Annotated in this window: 12 protein-coding genes, 1 tRNA gene and 1 riboswitch; of the genes, 6 read left to right on the forward strand and 7 right to left on the reverse strand. The window is 72.0% G+C overall.

The genetic code is table 11. The annotated features are described in order from the left end of the window. Positions 1 to 149: 149 nt before the first annotated feature. Positions 150 to 226: transfer RNA gene (locus SANBI_RS03870), tRNA-Leu, on the forward strand. A 27-nt stretch (positions 227 to 253) separates the two neighbouring features. On the opposite strand, the gene SANBI_RS03875 is transcribed toward SANBI_RS03870, so the two are convergent. From SANBI_RS03875 to SANBI_RS03905, 7 genes are all read right to left on the reverse strand, one after another. Next, positions 254 to 1,252, reverse strand: a complete 999-nt coding sequence (locus SANBI_RS03875; RefSeq protein WP_319159103.1) for a LacI family DNA-binding transcriptional regulator — start codon at positions 1,250 to 1,252, stop codon at positions 254 to 256. A gap of 118 nt (positions 1,253 to 1,370) precedes the next feature. Further along, the gene (locus SANBI_RS03880; RefSeq protein ID WP_319159105.1) at positions 1,371 to 3,818 is read right to left on the reverse strand and encodes a beta-xylosidase/alpha-l-arabinosidase; all 2,448 of its coding nucleotides are present in this window, start codon (positions 3,816 to 3,818) and stop codon (positions 1,371 to 1,373) included. 45 nt (positions 3,819 to 3,863) lie between these two features. Beyond that, entirely contained in the window at positions 3,864 to 4,739 is an 876-nt protein-coding gene (locus SANBI_RS03885) for a carbohydrate ABC transporter permease (protein WP_319159108.1), read from the reverse strand. Continuing rightward, complete coding sequence (locus SANBI_RS03890) at positions 4,739 to 5,758, reverse strand: carbohydrate ABC transporter permease (RefSeq protein ID WP_082544199.1); 1,020 nt, start codon at positions 5,756 to 5,758, stop codon at positions 4,739 to 4,741. The genes SANBI_RS03885 and SANBI_RS03890 overlap by 1 nt, the downstream gene beginning before the upstream one ends. A 9-nt stretch (positions 5,759 to 5,767) precedes the next feature. Beyond that, positions 5,768 to 7,054: an extracellular solute-binding protein gene (locus SANBI_RS03895; protein ID WP_319159112.1), complete on the reverse strand. Its 1,287-nt coding sequence runs from the start codon at positions 7,052 to 7,054 to the stop codon at positions 5,768 to 5,770. Between the two features lie 476 nt (positions 7,055 to 7,530). Beyond that, a complete protein-coding gene (locus SANBI_RS03900) occupies positions 7,531 to 8,415 on the reverse strand; it encodes a pentapeptide repeat-containing protein (protein WP_319159114.1) in 885 nt (294 codons plus the stop codon). A gap of 121 nt (positions 8,416 to 8,536) precedes the next feature. Beyond that, entirely contained in the window at positions 8,537 to 9,457 is a 921-nt protein-coding gene (locus SANBI_RS03905; protein ID WP_319159116.1) for a M15 family metallopeptidase, read from the reverse strand. 229 nt (positions 9,458 to 9,686) lie between these two features. After that, a riboswitch (TPP riboswitch) is annotated at positions 9,687 to 9,787 on the forward strand. Here SANBI_RS03905 and SANBI_RS03910 point away from each other — a divergent pair. The 5 genes from SANBI_RS03910 to SANBI_RS03930 all read left to right on the forward strand — a co-directional run bounded on the left by SANBI_RS03910 (position 9,756) and on the right by SANBI_RS03930 (position 15,830). After that, a complete protein-coding gene (locus SANBI_RS03910; RefSeq protein WP_319159118.1) occupies positions 9,756 to 10,622 on the forward strand; it encodes a YkoF family thiamine/hydroxymethylpyrimidine-binding protein in 867 nt (288 codons plus the stop codon). It overlaps the preceding riboswitch by 32 nt. Beyond that, on the forward strand, positions 10,619 to 11,260 hold the full coding sequence (locus tag SANBI_RS03915; RefSeq protein WP_319159120.1) for an ECF transporter S component: 642 nt from the start codon (positions 10,619 to 10,621) through the stop codon (positions 11,258 to 11,260). Before SANBI_RS03910 ends, SANBI_RS03915 begins: the two co-directional genes overlap by 4 nt. Before the next feature lie 20 nt (positions 11,261 to 11,280). Further along, complete coding sequence (locus SANBI_RS03920; RefSeq protein ID WP_319159122.1) at positions 11,281 to 12,993, forward strand: ABC transporter ATP-binding protein; 1,713 nt, start codon at positions 11,281 to 11,283, stop codon at positions 12,991 to 12,993. Next, entirely contained in the window at positions 12,990 to 13,793 is an 804-nt protein-coding gene (locus SANBI_RS03925) for an energy-coupling factor transporter transmembrane component T family protein (protein WP_319159124.1), read from the forward strand. The genes SANBI_RS03920 and SANBI_RS03925 overlap by 4 nt, the downstream gene beginning before the upstream one ends. Before the next feature lie 117 nt (positions 13,794 to 13,910). Further along, positions 13,911 to 15,830, forward strand: a complete 1,920-nt coding sequence (locus tag SANBI_RS03930; protein WP_319159127.1) for a heavy metal translocating P-type ATPase — start codon at positions 13,911 to 13,913, stop codon at positions 15,828 to 15,830. The last annotated feature ends 33 nt before the right edge of the window (positions 15,831 to 15,863 follow it).

Consider the following 15,863-nt stretch of genomic DNA (forward strand, 5'->3'; position numbering starts at 1 on the left):
CACCCCGACGGGGACGCACCGTGACGGTGCGTCCCCGTCGTCGTCTCTAGGCGTCTCCAGCCGGCTCCGGTCTGTCTGCCCCCGTCGCGGCGCCCGGTGTTGTATCGTCCGATGCCTGCCCTGCAGGTCGTGACCGGCCGGGCAGCGTGGCCCCCGTAGCCCAACTGGCAGAGGCAGCCGACTTAAAATCGGCACAGTCAGGGTTCGAACCCCTGCGGGGGCACCAGCTCGGCGCCGGACAGCCGAGCCGCCCTCAGCCCAGCTTCCGCGTCGTCCCCCGGACGACGAGCGACGTCGGCAGCGTGACGTAGGTGCTGTCGACAGGGGTGCCGTTCATCAGCGCCACGAGCAGCCGGGTCGCCGCGGCGCCCATCTCCTGGATCGGCTGGTGGACCGTGGTCAGCGGCGGGATGCCGCCCGTGGACTCGGGGATGTCGTCGAATCCGACCACCGACAGGTCCCCGGGGACGTCGAGCCCGCGCTCGTGCGCGACCTTGATCGTCTCGAGGGCGGACAGGTCGTTGGCCGCGAAGATCGCGGTCGGCGGTGCCGGCAGCGTCAGCAGCTCGGTGGCCGCCGCGCGTGCTGACTCCTTGGAGTACTCCCCGACGCGGACGAGGTCAGGGTCGACGGCGAGCCCGGCCTCGGCCATGGCGTCGCGGAAGCCCTTCTCGCGCAGGGCCGACGACGCGAGGTCGGAGCGCCCGGCCACGAAGGCGATCCGGCGGTGCCCGAGGGCGACGAGGTGCTCGGTCGCGGCGCGAGCCCCGGTGACGTTGTCCGAGTCGACGGTCGGCAGGCCGAGGGGTCCTGTGTGCGGGTCGATCGCGACCACGGGGACCGAGGTGCTCGCATCGCTCACCGTCGGGGTCACGAGCAGCGCGCCGTCGATGAGCGTCCCGCTGAGCCTGGACAGGTAGCGACGCTCCCATCCCTCGCGCCGGCTGCGCTGCGCGCCCGTGTAGGCGAGCAGCTCGTAGTCGGTCTCGGCGAGGGCCGAGGCGGCGCCCTTGAGGATCTCCGCGCTGAACGGCTCGAACTCGGCGACCAGCACGCCGATCACGTGCGTCTTGTGCGCCCGCATGCTGCGCGCGACGAGGCTGGACTCGTAGCCCAGCGTCTCGATCACCCCCTGGACGCGGACCTGGGTCGCTGCAGCGACGCCGTACCTCTCGTTGACGACCTTGGAGACCGTGGCGACGGAGACCCCTGCGGCCTCGGCGACGTCGACGATCGTGACCCGGCTCTTCATAGGCGGATCGTAGCCCCGATCACGGCCGTGCCGTGCCGGCGAGCCTGCGTCGCAGGCCTCCGGCCCGAGGGTTGCACCCTGGCCAGCGGCCGTGCCGGGCGCGTCTGAGGCACGTCGCTCATCCGACGACCCGCACGCTCACGAGCCGGGCGTCGGCCGGGGTGACCTCGTGCACCTCTCCCGTGACCGTCAGCCTGTGCCGGTCCGTCGCCGCGCCGGGGAGCTCGGTGGTGCCGGTCGCCCGGACGTTCGTGATGGCGCCGCCTGTCGAGTCGCCGGTGCTGGTCGCCCGGCGTGAGGCGGCCGAGTGCGCCCCGAACCAGACCTCGACGTCGCCGGGCTCGACCACACGGACCATCCTCCGGTCGGAGAAGGCCAGGCGTGCTGTGGGCACCGTGAGCTCGAGCCGGCGGGACTCTCCAGGCTCGAGGTCGGTCCGTGCATAGCCGAGCAGCTGGACGAGCGGGCGGGCGACCGACCCGACGACGTCGTGCCCGTAGAGCTGCACGACGTCGACCCCGGCCACCGTCCCGGTGTTGGTCACGGTGACTGCCGCCGTGAACGGCTCGCCGGCCACGACCGAGGGGCTGACCTCGAGGTCTGTGTACTCGAAGGTCGTGTACGAGAGCCCGAAGCCGAAGGGCCGGACCGGTGTGGGGTCTGTCGACGTGACGTCGGAGGGCCCGCCGAGCCGCGGGTGCAGGTAGGAGTACGGCTGGGCCCCGGCGGCCCGTGGCATGGACACGGGCAGGCGTCCGGAGGGGTTGACCCGGCCGACGAGGACGTCTGCCAGGGCCAGTCCTCCACCCTCGCCGGGGAAGAACGCCTGCACCACGGCGGACGGGCGCGGACCCGCGCCGTCACGCCCCCCGGTGCCGTCGGGTCCGTCGAGGGCCCAGCCGACGGCGTAGGGACGACCTGTGAGCAGGACGAGGACGACGGGCGTGCCCGTGGCGAGCAGCGCGTCGACCAGCCGGCGCTGGACCCCCGGCAGCTCGAGCGACTCCGTGTCGTTGCCCTCGCCCACGGTCCCGCGACCGAACAGCCCGGCGTCGTCGCCCACCACGACCACGGCGACGTCGGAGGACTCGACCGCGGACACGGCCTCGGCGAAGCCCGACGTGTCGTCGCCCTCGGCCGAGCAGCCCTCCACGAAGCGCAGCTCCGGCGGCTCGACGCGGCTCGCGTCGAAGGCCGCCGCCAGCCCCTCGAAGACCGTCGGGATGTCGAACCCGAGCGGCAGCCCGGGGTGGTGGGCGAGCACGTGGTTGGCGAAGGAGTAGCACCCCATGAGGGCCTCTGCCCGGTGCGCGTTCGGCCCCACGACAGCGACCCGCGCCGGCGCGGCCCCGTCGCGGAGCAGCGGCAGCACACCGTCGTTGGACAGCAGCACGACCGACTCCTCGGCCAGGCGCCTGGCGACGTCCTGGTGCGCCGGAGAGTCCAGGTCGATCTCCTCGGGCGGCCCGTCGTCGAAGGCCGCGGGGTCGAGGAGACCGAGGTCGTCCTTCTGCGCCAGAGCCCGCAGCACGGCCCTGTCGACGAAGGCCTCGTCGAGCGAGCCGTCACGCACCTTCGCCGCGAGCGGCTCGAGGTACGCGTCGCCGGTCGGCAGCTCGATGTCGATGCCGGCCTGGAGCGCGAGGGCCGCGGCCTCGCCCCTGTCGGCCGCGACGGCGTGCATGACCTCGAGGAAGGCGACAGCGAAGTAGTCGGCGACGACCACGCCGTCGAATCCCCAGCGCTCCCGCAGGATCTCGGTGAGGTAGGCGGGGGTCGACGCGACGGGGACCCCGTCGATGTCGGTGTAGGAGTTCATGACCGACCGGGCCCGGCCGTCGAGGACGGCCATCTCGAAGGGCGGGAGGAAGACGTCGGCGATCTCCCGAGGCCCGGCGCTCACGGGGGCGTGGTTGCGCCCCGCGGTCGAGGCCGAGTACCCGACGAAGTGCTTGAGGGTCGCGTGCACGCCGGCGTCCTGCAGGCCGCGCACGTAGGCCGTGCCCACGGTCCCCACGAGGTACGGGTCTTCGGCGATGCACTCGTCGACCCGTCCCCAGCGCGGGTCGCGCACGACGTCGAGGACAGGGGCCAGGCCCTGGTGGATCCCCAGCTGGCGCATCGAGGTGCCGATGAGCCGGGCCATCTCGTGGACGAGATCAGGGTCGAAGGACGCCCCCCAGGCCAACGGTGTCGGGAAGGTCGCGGCCTTCCAGGCGGCCAGACCCGTCAGGCACTCCTCGTGGACGAGGGCGGGGATGCCGAGGCGGGTCTCCTTCTGGAGCCGCCGCTGCTCCGACCACAACCACCCCGCCCGCTCGACAGGGTCGACCGGGCGGGTGCCGTAGACCCGCGTGTAGTGCCCGAGCCCGTGCTCGGTGATCTCCGCGAGCCGACCGGGGTCCTTCTGGCCCGAGGCCATCTCGGACTGCATCGGTGCGACGGTGCCGCTCTGGTCGAGCCAGTAGCCCACGAGCTGGGCGAGCTTCTCCTCGAGGGTCATCCGGGCGTGGAGCGCGCGGACCTGCTCGGAGACCTCGGGGAGCGTGGGGGAGGGATCGGGCACGGGACTTCTCCTTGATCTGGGGACGTGCGGTGGGCGTCGAGGGCCTCAGCCCTTGACCGCTCCGGTGAGGCCGCCGACGATCCGGCGCTCGAACAGCGAGAAGAACACCAGTGCAGGGATCATCGACAGCGAGGTGAAGGCCAAGACCTTCGCCGTGTCGACGGAGTACTGCGAGGCGAAGGCCTGCACGCCCAGCGGCAGCGTGTAGGTGGACTCGTCGTTGAGGATGAACAGCGGGAGCATGTAGCTGTTCCAGCTGCCGATGAAGGCGAGGATCCCTGTCGTCACGACACCGGGGACCGAGAGCGGGACGACCATGCGGAAGAAGAAGCCGAGGCGGCTCGTCCCGTCGATCGCGGCGGCCTCCTCGAGCTCCTTGGGGATCGCCCGCAGGAAGGGCACGAGGATGATGATGGTCGTGGGCAGCGCGAAGGCGATCTGCGGCAGGATGATCCCCGCGAGGCTGTTCATCAGCCCGAGGTTCTTGATGAGGATGTACAACGGCGTGATGGCCACGGTCATCGGGAACATGAGACCAGCGGCGAAGAGCGAGTACATCGCCCCGCGCCCCTTGAACGTGTACCGCGCGATGACGTAGCTGGCCATGACGCCGAGGACGACGACGCCGACTGTCGTGAAGATCGCGCTGATCGCCGAGTTGCCCACCTGCCGCCAGAAGATGGAGTTCGACAGCACGTCGGCGTAGTTGCCGAGCTGCCACGGGCTCGGGAAGCCCGCGGGGTCTGTGGTGATCTGCGCGTTCGTCCTGAAACCGCCGAGGATGATGTAGAGCACCGGCGCGATGCAGACCGTCACGAAGACGAGCGCGATGAGGTAGGTGGTCGGACTCGCGCTGTCGATCGTCGAGTGCTTTCGGGGTCGCACGGGGGCGACGGACCGTCGGGCTGCGATGGTGGTCATCACTTCTTCCCTTCTGTGAGCGCACCCTCGGTGTCGCGGCGGAGCACGAAGCGCTGGTACACGAGCGCGATGGCGAGCGAGATGAAGAAGAGCACGACCGCGACGGCGTTGCCGAAGCCGTAGTTCCCGGCCATGCGGCCGTTGGTGACCATGTAGGTGGCCATGGTCGACGTCCCTGCGGTCGACGCGACGTACTGGCCCCAGACGATGTAGACGAGGTCGAAGAGCTGGAGCGACCCGATGATCGACAAGAAGGCCCAGATGCGGATGGTCGGGCCGAGCAGCGGGAGGGTGATGTAGCGCTGGGTCTTCCAGTAGGTCGCGCCGTCGATCGCGGACGCCTCGAAGAGCTCGGTGGGGATGCTCTGCAGGCCTGCGAGGAAGAGGATCACGGCGAAGCCGACGTACTTCCAGGTGATGATCACCATGAGCGACCAGATGGCGACCTTGGGGTCGGACAACCAGTCGACGGTCCAGCCGGGCAGGCCCATCTTGACGAGCATGCCGTTGACGGCGCCGTTGGTCTGGAGCATGAGGCTCCAGCCGGTCCCGACGATCACCTCGGAGATGACGTAGGGCACGAAGATCAGCACCCGCACGAGTGAGCGTCCGCGCATGTTCTGGTTGAGCAGCAGCGCGAGCGCCACGGCAGCAGGGCCCTGGAGCACGAGCGACATCACGAGGATGAAGCCGTTGTGCATGAGCGCCTCGTGGAAGGCGCTGTCCTTGAAGATGATGAGGTAGTTGTCCAGACCGACGAAGTCTGTCGGGGCCCCGTAGCCCTTCCACCTGAAGAACCCGTAGTAGGCGGCCATCACCACGGGGAAGATGACGAAGGCCAGGAACATGAAGATGGCGGGGCCCGACAGGAGGAGGATCTCGAGCCGCTTGCGCCAGTCGGGACGTCGCCGCTGAGCGGGCCGGACGGTGGGGGACGAGGGACGCTCGTCCCCCACCGTCGCGATCGCGCCGGGCGAGGTCCTCGAAGTCAGGACGTCCTTGTCCGAGGATTCGCTCATGGTGGTCGACTACCCCTTGGCCGCTGCGTCGGCGACGGCCTGGACGATGCCTGCAGGGTCACCCTTGCCGGCGAGCAGGTCGACGACCCCGCTGTTGAGCGCGTTGCCGACGTTCTGGCCGAAGAGGGTGTCCATCCAGACCGTGACGTACGGTGCCTCGTTGTACGCGGTCAGGATGGACTGGAGCGCGGGCTCGCTCACGACGCCCTGGGCGTCCTTGCTGGCCGGGAGGGTGTGGAAGGCGTTGGCGTAGCCCTCCTGGTACTCCTTCTGCATGAAGAAGTTGAGGAAGTCCGTGCACGCGTCCGGGGCGTCCACGGAGCACGAGAAGCCGTCGACGCCGCCCATCATGGCGCCGGGGTCGCCGTCTCCGCCGTCGACCGCCGGGAACGGGAACCAGGCGAGGTCGGCGAGGGGCTTCTCGTCGGGCGTCAGGCTGGCGATGACCCCGGGGTTCCAGGCGCCCATGAGCTCCATGCCCGCGAGGTGGTTGGCGATGAGACCGGCCGAGGAGCCAGCACCCTGCTGCGCCGTCGTGGTGAGGAACCCGTCGTTGAAGGGCTCGGTGTCGGCGAAGGCCTGGAGGTCTTCACCGGCGGCGAGCCAGCACGGGTCGTCGAAGCTCTTGGACTTGGCGGCGTCTTCGATGGTCTGCTGCGAGCACTCGCGCAGCGCGAAGAAGTAGTACCAGTGAGCGGCGGGCCACGCGTCCTTGCCGCCCAGGGCGACGGGTGAGATCCCCGCGGTCTTGAGTGCGCTCACCGCGGTGTCGAGCTCGTCCATGGTGGTCGGTGCTGCCGTGATGCCGGCCTGGTCGAAGAGGTCCTGGCTGTAGTAGACGCCTCCGGGGAGGATCGCCGTCGGCATGCCGTAGATCTTCCCGTCGACGCTGAAGGCGTTGAGCGCGGCGTCGCCGAGGGCGGCCCGGGTGGTGTCGTCGATCGCGTCGGAGATGTCCTTGACCTGTCCGGCCTCGACCACGTCGGCCAGCTTGCCGCCGCCGCGTGCCATGAAGATGTCGGGCGCGTCACCGGAGTTGAGGGCGGTCTGGAGCTTGCCGTCCATGTCTTCGTTCTGGATCGCCTGGATCGAGATGGTCACGCCCGGGTTGGCGGCCTCGAAGTCGGCGACGGTGCTCTCCCAGTAGGCCTTGCCCTCGCCGGTGGTCGAGTTGTGCCAGAACGTCATGCTCGAGTCGTCGGACCCGGAACCGGAGTCGTCGCCTCCGCAGGCACCGAGAGCTCCGGCACCCACAGCCATGGCCGCTGAGATCGCCAGGATCTTCCGTAGTTTCATGAGACTCATCCTCTTCGTTGAGCTGCACGGTGGACGGGGCCTCGCACGAGGCCGACCGCTGGTGACCGCCGGGTGCGGGTGTCCCGCGTCCTGGTCGGCCGTGCTCCCCGGTGGTGCCACAGGTGCAGCGGACAGTCGTCGTCTGCTGCTCGGTCGTCGTCGTCGAGACCTGTCGTGGTGCCCCTCAGGGGTGCGTGGAGTTGAGTCTGGCAAGCGCGACGGCGTCGTGTCAAACGTTATTGATAACGTTTTAGTAGTTGCCGCAGATCGGCGGTGCTGGTCGGTCGAGACACGGGTTGACGCCCCTCAGGGGAGGGGGCTGCTCAGCCGGGCCAGACTGGGCCGGGGCGGTTGTCGTGCGCTCGTTCGGTCGAAGAGCGCACTCTCACGGTCCACGCGCGCACCCTGGGCATCCGGCATCCGGCATCCGTCATCCGGCGTCGGGCGTCCGGCTCGGCGCGCCGCTGACCCCTGGGTCAGGACGTAGTCCAGTGGTCGGGCTCGTCGAGGCGGGCCGGGAGCTGGGTGCCCGAGTCGCCGCGTGCAGAGCCCACCTGAGCCTGGGTGAGGAACAGCGCGGTCGAGAGGTCCGCCCCGCGCAGGTCTGCGTCGCGCAGGTCCGCACCGATGACGTCGGCCCAGCGCAGGTCTGCCCCGCGCAGGTCAGCGCCGATGAGGTACGCGCCCCGCAGGTGCGCCCCGGCCAGCCGCGCACCGCGGAGCCTGGCTCCGAGGAGGTCGGCTCCGCGGTGGTCTCGGGGCTTCCCGGGTGCCTGGCCGCGCACCAGGGCGCTCGCCCTGAGCAGGACGGCGTTGACCCGCTGCCGCTCGGCGTCGACGTCGAGCGCCAGCAGCTCGGCAGGTTTCCCTCGGGTCAGCGACTCCGTGCGTGTGACCTCGGCGCGCAAGGCCGGATGCTCGGGCTCGGCAGCCTCGTGGGACAGCGCGTCGGTGAGGTACCAGAGCAGCTCGTGGAGGTTCTTGACCACCGGGAACACCTCGAACATCTCGGCGGCGGGGGCACCGTCCCGCCAGGTCTTCCCGGCGTAGGTGCCCTGCACCACCTGCTGCCCGGCCCCGAAGCAGTCGTAGACCGTGCACCCGCGCATGCCCGAGCTGCGCAGCCGGGCGTGGATGCCGCAGCCGAAGCCCTCCGTGAGGTTGCCGCAGGGGTCGCCGGCCGCCTTGGTGAAGGCGAAGTCCGCCGACCGCGCGAAGGGCAGGGCGACGCAGCACAGACCAGCGCAGCGTGAGCAGTCGGCACGCAGCGTCTCGGTATCGCCCGAGGCGGCGGGGCGGGCGCCGGCGCTCGTGCCGGTCTGGGCCAGCGGGAGGAGGGGACGGGGACGATCAACGGTCACGGGTGGGGGCTCCGACGGGGGACGTGGGGTCCCAGTCTTGCACCGCCCTCGTGCCCGTGGCTCCTTCTTTGTGACTGCCCGCCTGCGTGCTCGCCTGACTGCCCGCCTGACCGCCCGCCGGTCAGCCCAGCCCGTCCCACCCGCTCGACGAGTCGTCGAGCAGAGCCGGGCACGCGCCGCCCGGCTCGATCACCGGCTCGAAGTGCCACAGCTCGTTCGCGTAGACCCTGCACAGGCCCAGGTCGGCTCCGTGCTGCTCGAGCCACAGGGCGCCGTCGGTCGGGCCGACGTCGATCGCACGACCGGCGACGTGCGCAGAGCGTCCCGGCGGCAGCACCCACCGCCGGGCCTCCTCGAGCGAGCCGTAGCGCTCGACGGCCGACTCCACGAGAGCGGCCTGGTCCTCGGCGGAGCGCCACCCGGAGGTCAGCGTGAGCGTGACCCCGTCGGCGGCCGCGGCCTCGACGGCCAGCGCGAACCGCCGCTCGAGCTCGGGGTCGAGACCTGTCGCCGGAGATTCCGCGACGCCGCCGTCCTGCGGCGCCGAGGCCGCGCCGCTGCCCGCGCCGTCTCCCTGCGGTGCGTCGGAGCGGCCAGAGACGCCGAGGGCGACGGCTGCGAGACCGAGGACGACGACGGCCACGGGGACGGCGACCAGGAGGGCTGTGCGTCGTGGGTTGCGCACCGCGTGCTCGGGGGACTCCTCGTCGGGCAGGGGCCACGAGGCTGGCGGTCCGGCGGCGGGAAGGGCGGGAGGTGGAGGTGGCGACGGCACGACGCGGACAGCCGGGCGCGCCTGGGGGGTGGCGGTCCGCTCGGCCGACGACGGGACGGGTGGTGACACGGCCGGCGTGCCGGACGACGCGAGGGAGCGCGCGGGGATGCCGACCTCGCGCACGGTGTCGAAGGGCACCACGTGCGGTGCGTTGGCCCGCACGTGGGTGCGCCGCCGTGGCGGTCCGTCGACCTGCGCAGGCGGCGCGCTCTCGGCGGCGCCGCGCCGGGGGATGCGGGGCCGGCTCGTCGCCTGGGAGGAGGTCATGGTGACGATCCTCCCGTCGGCACGTACCGCAGGGCATCAGCCCGCGGGCTGATCTGCGCCGGTGCCCGCACGTGCGGGCGGTCCCGCGGGAGGGGCCGGGGTCCACCCTGGGGCTGACGCTGTGCCGAGCCGACGCCGCGAGGACCTGACGCTGTGCCGGGCTGAGCCTGTCTCGACCCACGGCCTGGCTGGTCAGCGAGCCCCGGTGCCCCCTAGGGTGGTGCCTGAACACGGGAGTCCGGTGAGCCGGGCTGAGAGGAAGGTTCTCAACCTTCGACCGTCGAACCTGATCTGGATCATGCCAGCGCAGGGAGGCATCTCTTACGTCACCCACGCACGCCTGCAGCAGCGGGCGTGCGTCGGTGACGCCCGTGCCCCACCTCGAGACGAGAAGGGCACGACAGTGCACACCACCACGCACCGCACCTCATCCGCACCCACCCCGGCCCAGCAGCCGAGCCCCACGCCTGCCGAGCTGGGTGTCGGCGCGCGCGTCACCCTCTCGGTGATGAGCTCGGACTACGTCCGCATCATCACCGGTGCCCTGGCCCAGACGCCGACCGACGGGCTGACCGTCGAGACCGACCCTGTGAGCACCCGGGTCGCCGGACCCGAGCAGCGGATCGCCGAGTATCTCTCCGCCCTGGTCGCAGCAGCCGGCCGCAGCGGGGAGCACGTGTCAGCCAGCATCATGCTGTCCCGCGGGTGCCCCGGGGAGGTCACCTGCGACCTGGCCGGGGGTCGGGCGCTGCCGGCGGCACCCTCGGTCGTCCTGGAGGCGACGGGGGTGGAGGCCGTCGCCCAGTGGGCGCTGTACCCGCTCGCCGACCAGCCGCTCGCCGGCTCGGGGGCGCCGGACCACATGCGTGACATCTACGCCGCGATCGAGCAGGCGCGCGCAGCCGGGACCGTCGTCGGCAGCGACCACTACGTCACCCGGCTCGCGGGGGACGTCGCCGACATCCTCACCACGGTGGTCGGTGCGTGGCAGAGCGTCGGGAGGACGGTCCAGCACGTGACCACCCACGTGACGCTCTCCGTCAACAGCCCCAGCCTCCGCGGAGGTGCCGACGGTACCGACGGCACCAGGACCGCCGGCAGCCCGCAGCCTGGCGCCACCGAGACCGAGACCGAGACCGAGACCGACGGCGAGGCTGCCCGATGACCCCCGAGCAGGCGGCCGGCAAGGCCGCGCAGGACGTGCGTCAGGACCGCCCCGCCCGCTCGCGACGTGCGCCCTGGAGCCTGAAAGAGCTCATGCTCGTCGTCGTGCTGGGTGTCGTCTTCGGGTTCTTGTACTGGGCGCTCGTCCAGGGATGGATCGCCTTCGCCGCGGTCACCGGGCCCTTCGGTGACCTCACCCAGCACGTGCTGCTCGGCGGCTGGCTGATCGTCGCGCCCGTCGCTGTCGCGATCATCCAGCGCCCCGGTGCCGGGGTGGTCGCCGAGGTGCTCGCCTCGGTCATCGAGGTCGTGTTCCTCGGGTCGGCCGTCGGGCCGTTGCTCTTCGTCGCCGCAGCGATCCAGGGGGCGGGCAGCGAGCTGCCCTTCGCGCTGACTCGCTACCGGAGCTATTCGTGGTTCACCTACGCACTGTCCGGTGGGCTGGGCGCCTTCGCGGTGTTCTTCTTCAGCGCCTTCAGGTCCGGCTGGTACGGCACCGACCTGTTCTGGACGCGCCTGGCCATCCAGGTGGTCTCGGGGGTCGTCCTCGGCGGGCTGCTCGCCAAGGTGGTCGTCGACGCGCTCGTGCGCACAGGTGTCGTCGACAGCTTTGCCGTCGGCCGCACGGCCTCGCGGTGACGACCAGCTCGGGTCTCGCGGTGACGACCGGTCCGGGTCTCGCGGGGATCACCCTCTCGGGTGTCACGGTCACCTACCCGCGCAGGGACCGCCCGTCCCTGCGCGGGGTCGACCTGCACGTCGCCGCGGGGGAGCGGGTCGTCGTCCTCGGGCCCTCAGGGGCAGGCAAGTCCACCCTGCTGCACCTCGTCGCCGGGCTCGTGCCGCACAGCACCCCCGCGGAGGTCGAGGGGACGCTGGTCCTCGGGGGAGACGGGGAGCACCTCGACCTGTCGAGCCCTGTCCACGAGCGCTCGGCCCTCCTCGGGGTCGTCGGGCAGGACCCCTCGGCCTCGGTCTGCCTGCCGCAGGTCGACGCAGAGCTCGCCCTGGTCCTCGAGAACCGCGCCGTCCCACCCGCCCAGATCGGTCCGCGGGTCGGGGCGGCCCTCGAGCAGGTCGGCGTGGGGGACCTGGCTCAGCGGCAGACGGCGCGGTTGTCCGGCGGGCAGACCCAGCGGGTCGCGCTCGCGGCCGCCGTGATCGGCCGCCCCGGGCTGCTGCTGCTCGACGAACCCACGTCGATGCTCGACGCGAGCGGGGTGCGGGCCGTGCGGGCCGCCATCGAGGAGGTCGCCCGCGACGCGTCGCTCACAGTGCTGCTCGTCGAGCACAGGCTCGACGACTACGCCGGCGAGGCCGGGCTGGACGGGCTGCCCGGCCGGGCCGTCGTGCTCGACGCCGACGGGACTGTCGTCGCGGACGGCCCGACCGCCCAGGTGCTGCGAGAGCACGCCGCGGCGCTCCACGCCCTCGGCTGCTGGTTGCCTCTCGAGGCCGAGCTCACGGCCCTCAGCGGGAAGGTCGGGGACCTCGCCTCGGGGGCGCACGACCAGCTCCTCGCCGGTCTCGTGCCGTGCGACGCGGCTCCGCGTCCGGCGTCGGCCGAGACCGGGGTGCGCAGCGTCCTGCTGCGGGCCCACGGGCTGGCTGTCGGCCACGGTCGTCAGACCGTCCTCGACGGCCTCGACCTCGACGTGCGCGCGGGGCAGGTCGTGGCCGTCCTGGGGGAGAACGGGACCGGCAAGTCGACCTTGCTGCACGCGCTCGCGGGTCTCGCCCGGCCTCTCGCGGGCACGGTGTCCGGCCAGCGCCCGGGGATGGTGTTCCAGAACCCCGAGCACCAGCTCGTCGCGCACACCGTGGCGGACGAGATCGCGCACGGCCTCGCCGACCCTGCGCCGACGGTGGCCCGGATGCTCCGGGAGCACCGCCTCGAGCACTGCGCGGACCGCAACCCGCACCAGCTGTCGGGTGGTGAGAAGCGACGGCTGAGCCTCGCGGCGATGCTCGCGCACGGTCGTGACGTGCTGCTCGCCGACGAGCCCACCTTCGGGCTCGACAGGCGCGACACCATGGTGGTCGCCGACGCGCTGCGCTCGGTGGCGGACGCTGGTGGGGCGGTCGTCTTCTCGACCCACGACCTCCGCCTCGCGGCCGAGGTCGCCGACGAGGTGGTCGTCGTCGGCCGGGGCCGGGTGCTCGCCTCGGGGTCCACGCACGACGTCCTGTCCGACGCGGCCGTGCTCGACGGAGCGGGCCTCGAGCTGCCCGCGATCGTCCGGTGGTTCGTCGAGCGGTGCTCGAGCACGGCGGCGCTGCAGTCGGCGCTCCAGGCCCTGGGCCGTCATCCCGTGGCCGGGTCCGGCACACTCGAGCCGGCACCGGCGACCTCCGCAGGGGTGAGGGCATGAGCGTCCTGCAGCCCGACGCGCTCGCCCTGGCCTCGCCGCTCGCCCGGCGGAACCCGACAGTGAAGCTCGCGCTGCTCTTCGTCGTCTCCGCTGTGCTGCTCCTGGTGCTCGACCCCATGACACCTGCGGTGCTCTACGTCCTCGTGGCGGGGGCGGTCTTGCTCGGGACAGGCGTGCGGCCCCGGGCTCTGCTCGTCGCGCAGCTGCCGTTCGTCGCCTTCGCCCTCGGCGTGCTGCTCGTCAACATGCTGAGCCGCCCGGGGGAGGTCGTGTGGCAGGGGGCCGGGCTGCGCGTCACGGCAGAGGGCCTCTGGGTGGGCGCGGGCCTGGCCGGCCGGACCCTGCTGATGGGTCTGCTGTCGGTCGCCTTCGTCGCGACGACCGACGGCGTCGCCCTCGTCACGAGCCTGCACCAGCACGCCCGGCTCGGGGCGAAGGTGACCTTCGCCGTGCTCGCCGGGTACAGGCTGCTCCAGCAGATGGGAGCGGAGTGGCAGACGATCCGGCGGGCCCAGTCCGTGCGGGCACCCCTCGGTCGGCGCGGGCGGCCCCGGGTCGGTCTGCGGGGTCACGCGGCGTCGGCCTTCGCGCTGCTCGTCGGTTCCGTGCGCCGCGGGGACCGTGTCGCGGGCACGCTCGAGCTCCGCGGCCTCGGCGACGGAGATCGGACGACGTGGCGACCCGTGCCGCTCGACAGGAGGGACGCGGTCTTCGCGGGGGCGGTCCTCGGGGTGCTCGGCCTCGTGCTCGTCGGAGCGTCTGTGGCGGGCGTGCTGGAGGGTCCTGGGGCGCTCTTCTGACGGCGGCCAGGGCGACCTCACTCTGGTGAGGCTTGCCTCAGGAACCGCAGGATCCTGCGGCTGAGGGAAGCCTTTGCTTGCTTGAACAAGCATTTTCAGAGGTGTATCACTGGACATATGACACGAGTCCTGGAGTTCTCACGCCGGTACCCGACGGTCGCCCTCACCGTCACCGTCGGGCTCGTCGCCCTGCTCGCCTTCTTCGCGCTGCCGGGCTCTGGGCCCACCGTCGCGCGGGTGCTCGTGACCACCTTCGCGCTCGTCGTGGCCGCGCAGCAGGGGTGGGGCATGGTGCAGGACGCCCGCCGTGGCCAGTGGGGTCTCGACGTGCTCGCCCTCGTCGCGATCCTCAGCACCCTCGCCGTCGGTGAGCACTGGGCGTCCCTCGTGATCGTCCTCATGCTCACGGGCGGCGAGGCCCTCGAGGACTATGCCGAGAACCGCGCCCGGGACGAGCTCACGACGCTGCTCTCACGGGCCCCGCGCTCCGCGCACCTCGTGCTGGGCGAGGGGTCGGTGCTCGACGTCGCGGTCGACGACGTCACCGTCGGGCAGCTGCTCCTCGTCAAGCCGGGTGAGATGGTCCCCGTCGACGCCGTACTGGTCGACGAGGCCGCAGACTTCGACGAGTCCTCGACCACGGGGGAGTCCTTGCCCGTCGTCCGTCACCGTGGGGACACCGTGCTCTCGGGCGCGGTCAACGGCTCGACCGCGGTGACGGTCCGTGCGACAGCGACGGCCGCAGGCTCGCAGTACCAGCAGATCGTCGCGCTCGTCGAGGGCGCCGCAGAGAGCCGAGCGCCCTTCGTCAGGCTCGCCGACAGGTACGCCGTGCCCTTCACGCTCGTCGCCCTCGCGATCGCCGGCGCCGCCTGGGCCATCACCGGCGACCCCGTACGCTTCGCCGAGGTGCTCGTCGTCGCGACCCCGTGCCCGCTGCTCATCGCCGCGCCGGTCTCCTTCATCGCAGGGATGAGCCGCGCTGCGAAGAACGGCGTCATCGTCAAGGACGGCGGAACCCTCGAACGCCTCGCACGGGTCCGCACCGCGGCCTTCGACAAGACCGGCACCCTCACCCACGGTGAGCCGCGCGTCTCCCGCGTGCTGCCCGAGGGGCGCACGGCCGACGAGCTGCTCGCGCTCGTCGCCTCCGCCGAGAGGCTCTCCTCGCACGTGCTCGCCCAGGCGATCGTCGACGAGGCGACGGGCCGGGGCCTCGACCTCTCGACCGACGTGACCGTGGACGACCTCCCCGGGCGCGGGCTGCGCGCCCACGTCGACGGGCGTCTCGTGGTCGTCGGCTCCTACGACCTGGTCGCGGAGACCTCCGCCGACGTCCTCCGGCCTGAGCTGGTCCCCGGCGAGATGTCCGTCATGGTCGGCGTCGACGGCCGCTACGCCGGGACCGTGACGCTCTCCGACGAGATCCGTGCCGACGCCGCCACGACGGTCTCGAGGCTGCGCGCCTCGGGCGTCGAGCACGTCGTCGTCCTCACCGGTGACGCTCAGGCGACCGCCGACGCCGTGGCTGGAGAGGTCGGGATCGACGACGTCCGGGCGGCGCGTCTGCCGCAGGGCAAGGTCGACGCCGTCGCCGGGCTCACCGGCCGACCGGTGATGATGGTCGGCGACGGCATCAACGACGCCCCGGTCCTCGCCGTCGCCGACGTGGGTGTCGCGATGGGGGCCCGCGGTGCGTCCGCCGCGAGCGAGTCGGCCGACGTGGTCGTGCTCGTCGACGAGATCAGCCGGGTGGCCGACGCCGTCGCGATCTCCCGGCGGACCGTCAGGATCGCCCTGCAGAGCATCGGTCTGGGGATCGGGCTCAGCCTGGTGCTCATGGTCTTGGCCGCCTTCGGGGCGATCCCCGCGATCGTGGGCGCAGGGCTGCAGGAGGTCGTCGACCTCGTCGCGATCCTCAACGCGCTGCGCGCGCTCGGCGGGCCGGTGGGCGAGACCAGCGGGGCCGCCCGGGTGCGGTCCACGAGGCCCACGGCGTCGGGCGAGGTCGAGCAGCGCCGAGACGCGCTCGTCTGACGCTCGTCTGACAGCGGACCCTGGGCGGACCGG

Origin of the sequence: Sanguibacter biliveldensis (assembly GCF_033798665.1) — a bacterium.
In the GTDB taxonomy this organism is placed as follows: Bacteria; Actinomycetota; Actinomycetes; order Actinomycetales; family Cellulomonadaceae; genus Sanguibacter; species Sanguibacter inulinus.

Coding starts and splice junctions, on each gene's coding strand:
- SANBI_RS03875 (WP_319159103.1), bottom strand. CDS start 1,252: ATGAAGAGCCGGGTCACGATCGTCGACGTCGCCGAGGCCGCAGGGGTC.
- SANBI_RS03885 (WP_319159108.1), bottom strand. CDS start 4,739: ATGACCACCATCGCAGCCCGACGGTCCGTCGCCCCCGTGCGACCCCGA.
- SANBI_RS03890 (WP_082544199.1), bottom strand. CDS start 5,758: ATGAGCGAATCCTCGGACAAGGACGTCCTGACTTCGAGGACCTCGCCC.
- SANBI_RS03895 (WP_319159112.1), bottom strand. CDS start 7,054: ATGAAACTACGGAAGATCCTGGCGATCTCAGCGGCCATGGCTGTGGGT.
- SANBI_RS03905 (WP_319159116.1), bottom strand. CDS start 9,457: ATGACCTCCTCCCAGGCGACGAGCCGGCCCCGCATCCCCCGGCGCGGC.
- SANBI_RS03910 (WP_319159118.1), top strand. CDS start 9,756: ATGCCAGCGCAGGGAGGCATCTCTTACGTCACCCACGCACGCCTGCAG.
- SANBI_RS03915 (WP_319159120.1), top strand. CDS start 10,619: ATGACCCCCGAGCAGGCGGCCGGCAAGGCCGCGCAGGACGTGCGTCAG.
- SANBI_RS03925 (WP_319159124.1), top strand. CDS start 12,990: ATGAGCGTCCTGCAGCCCGACGCGCTCGCCCTGGCCTCGCCGCTCGCC.
- SANBI_RS03930 (WP_319159127.1), top strand. CDS start 13,911: ATGACACGAGTCCTGGAGTTCTCACGCCGGTACCCGACGGTCGCCCTC.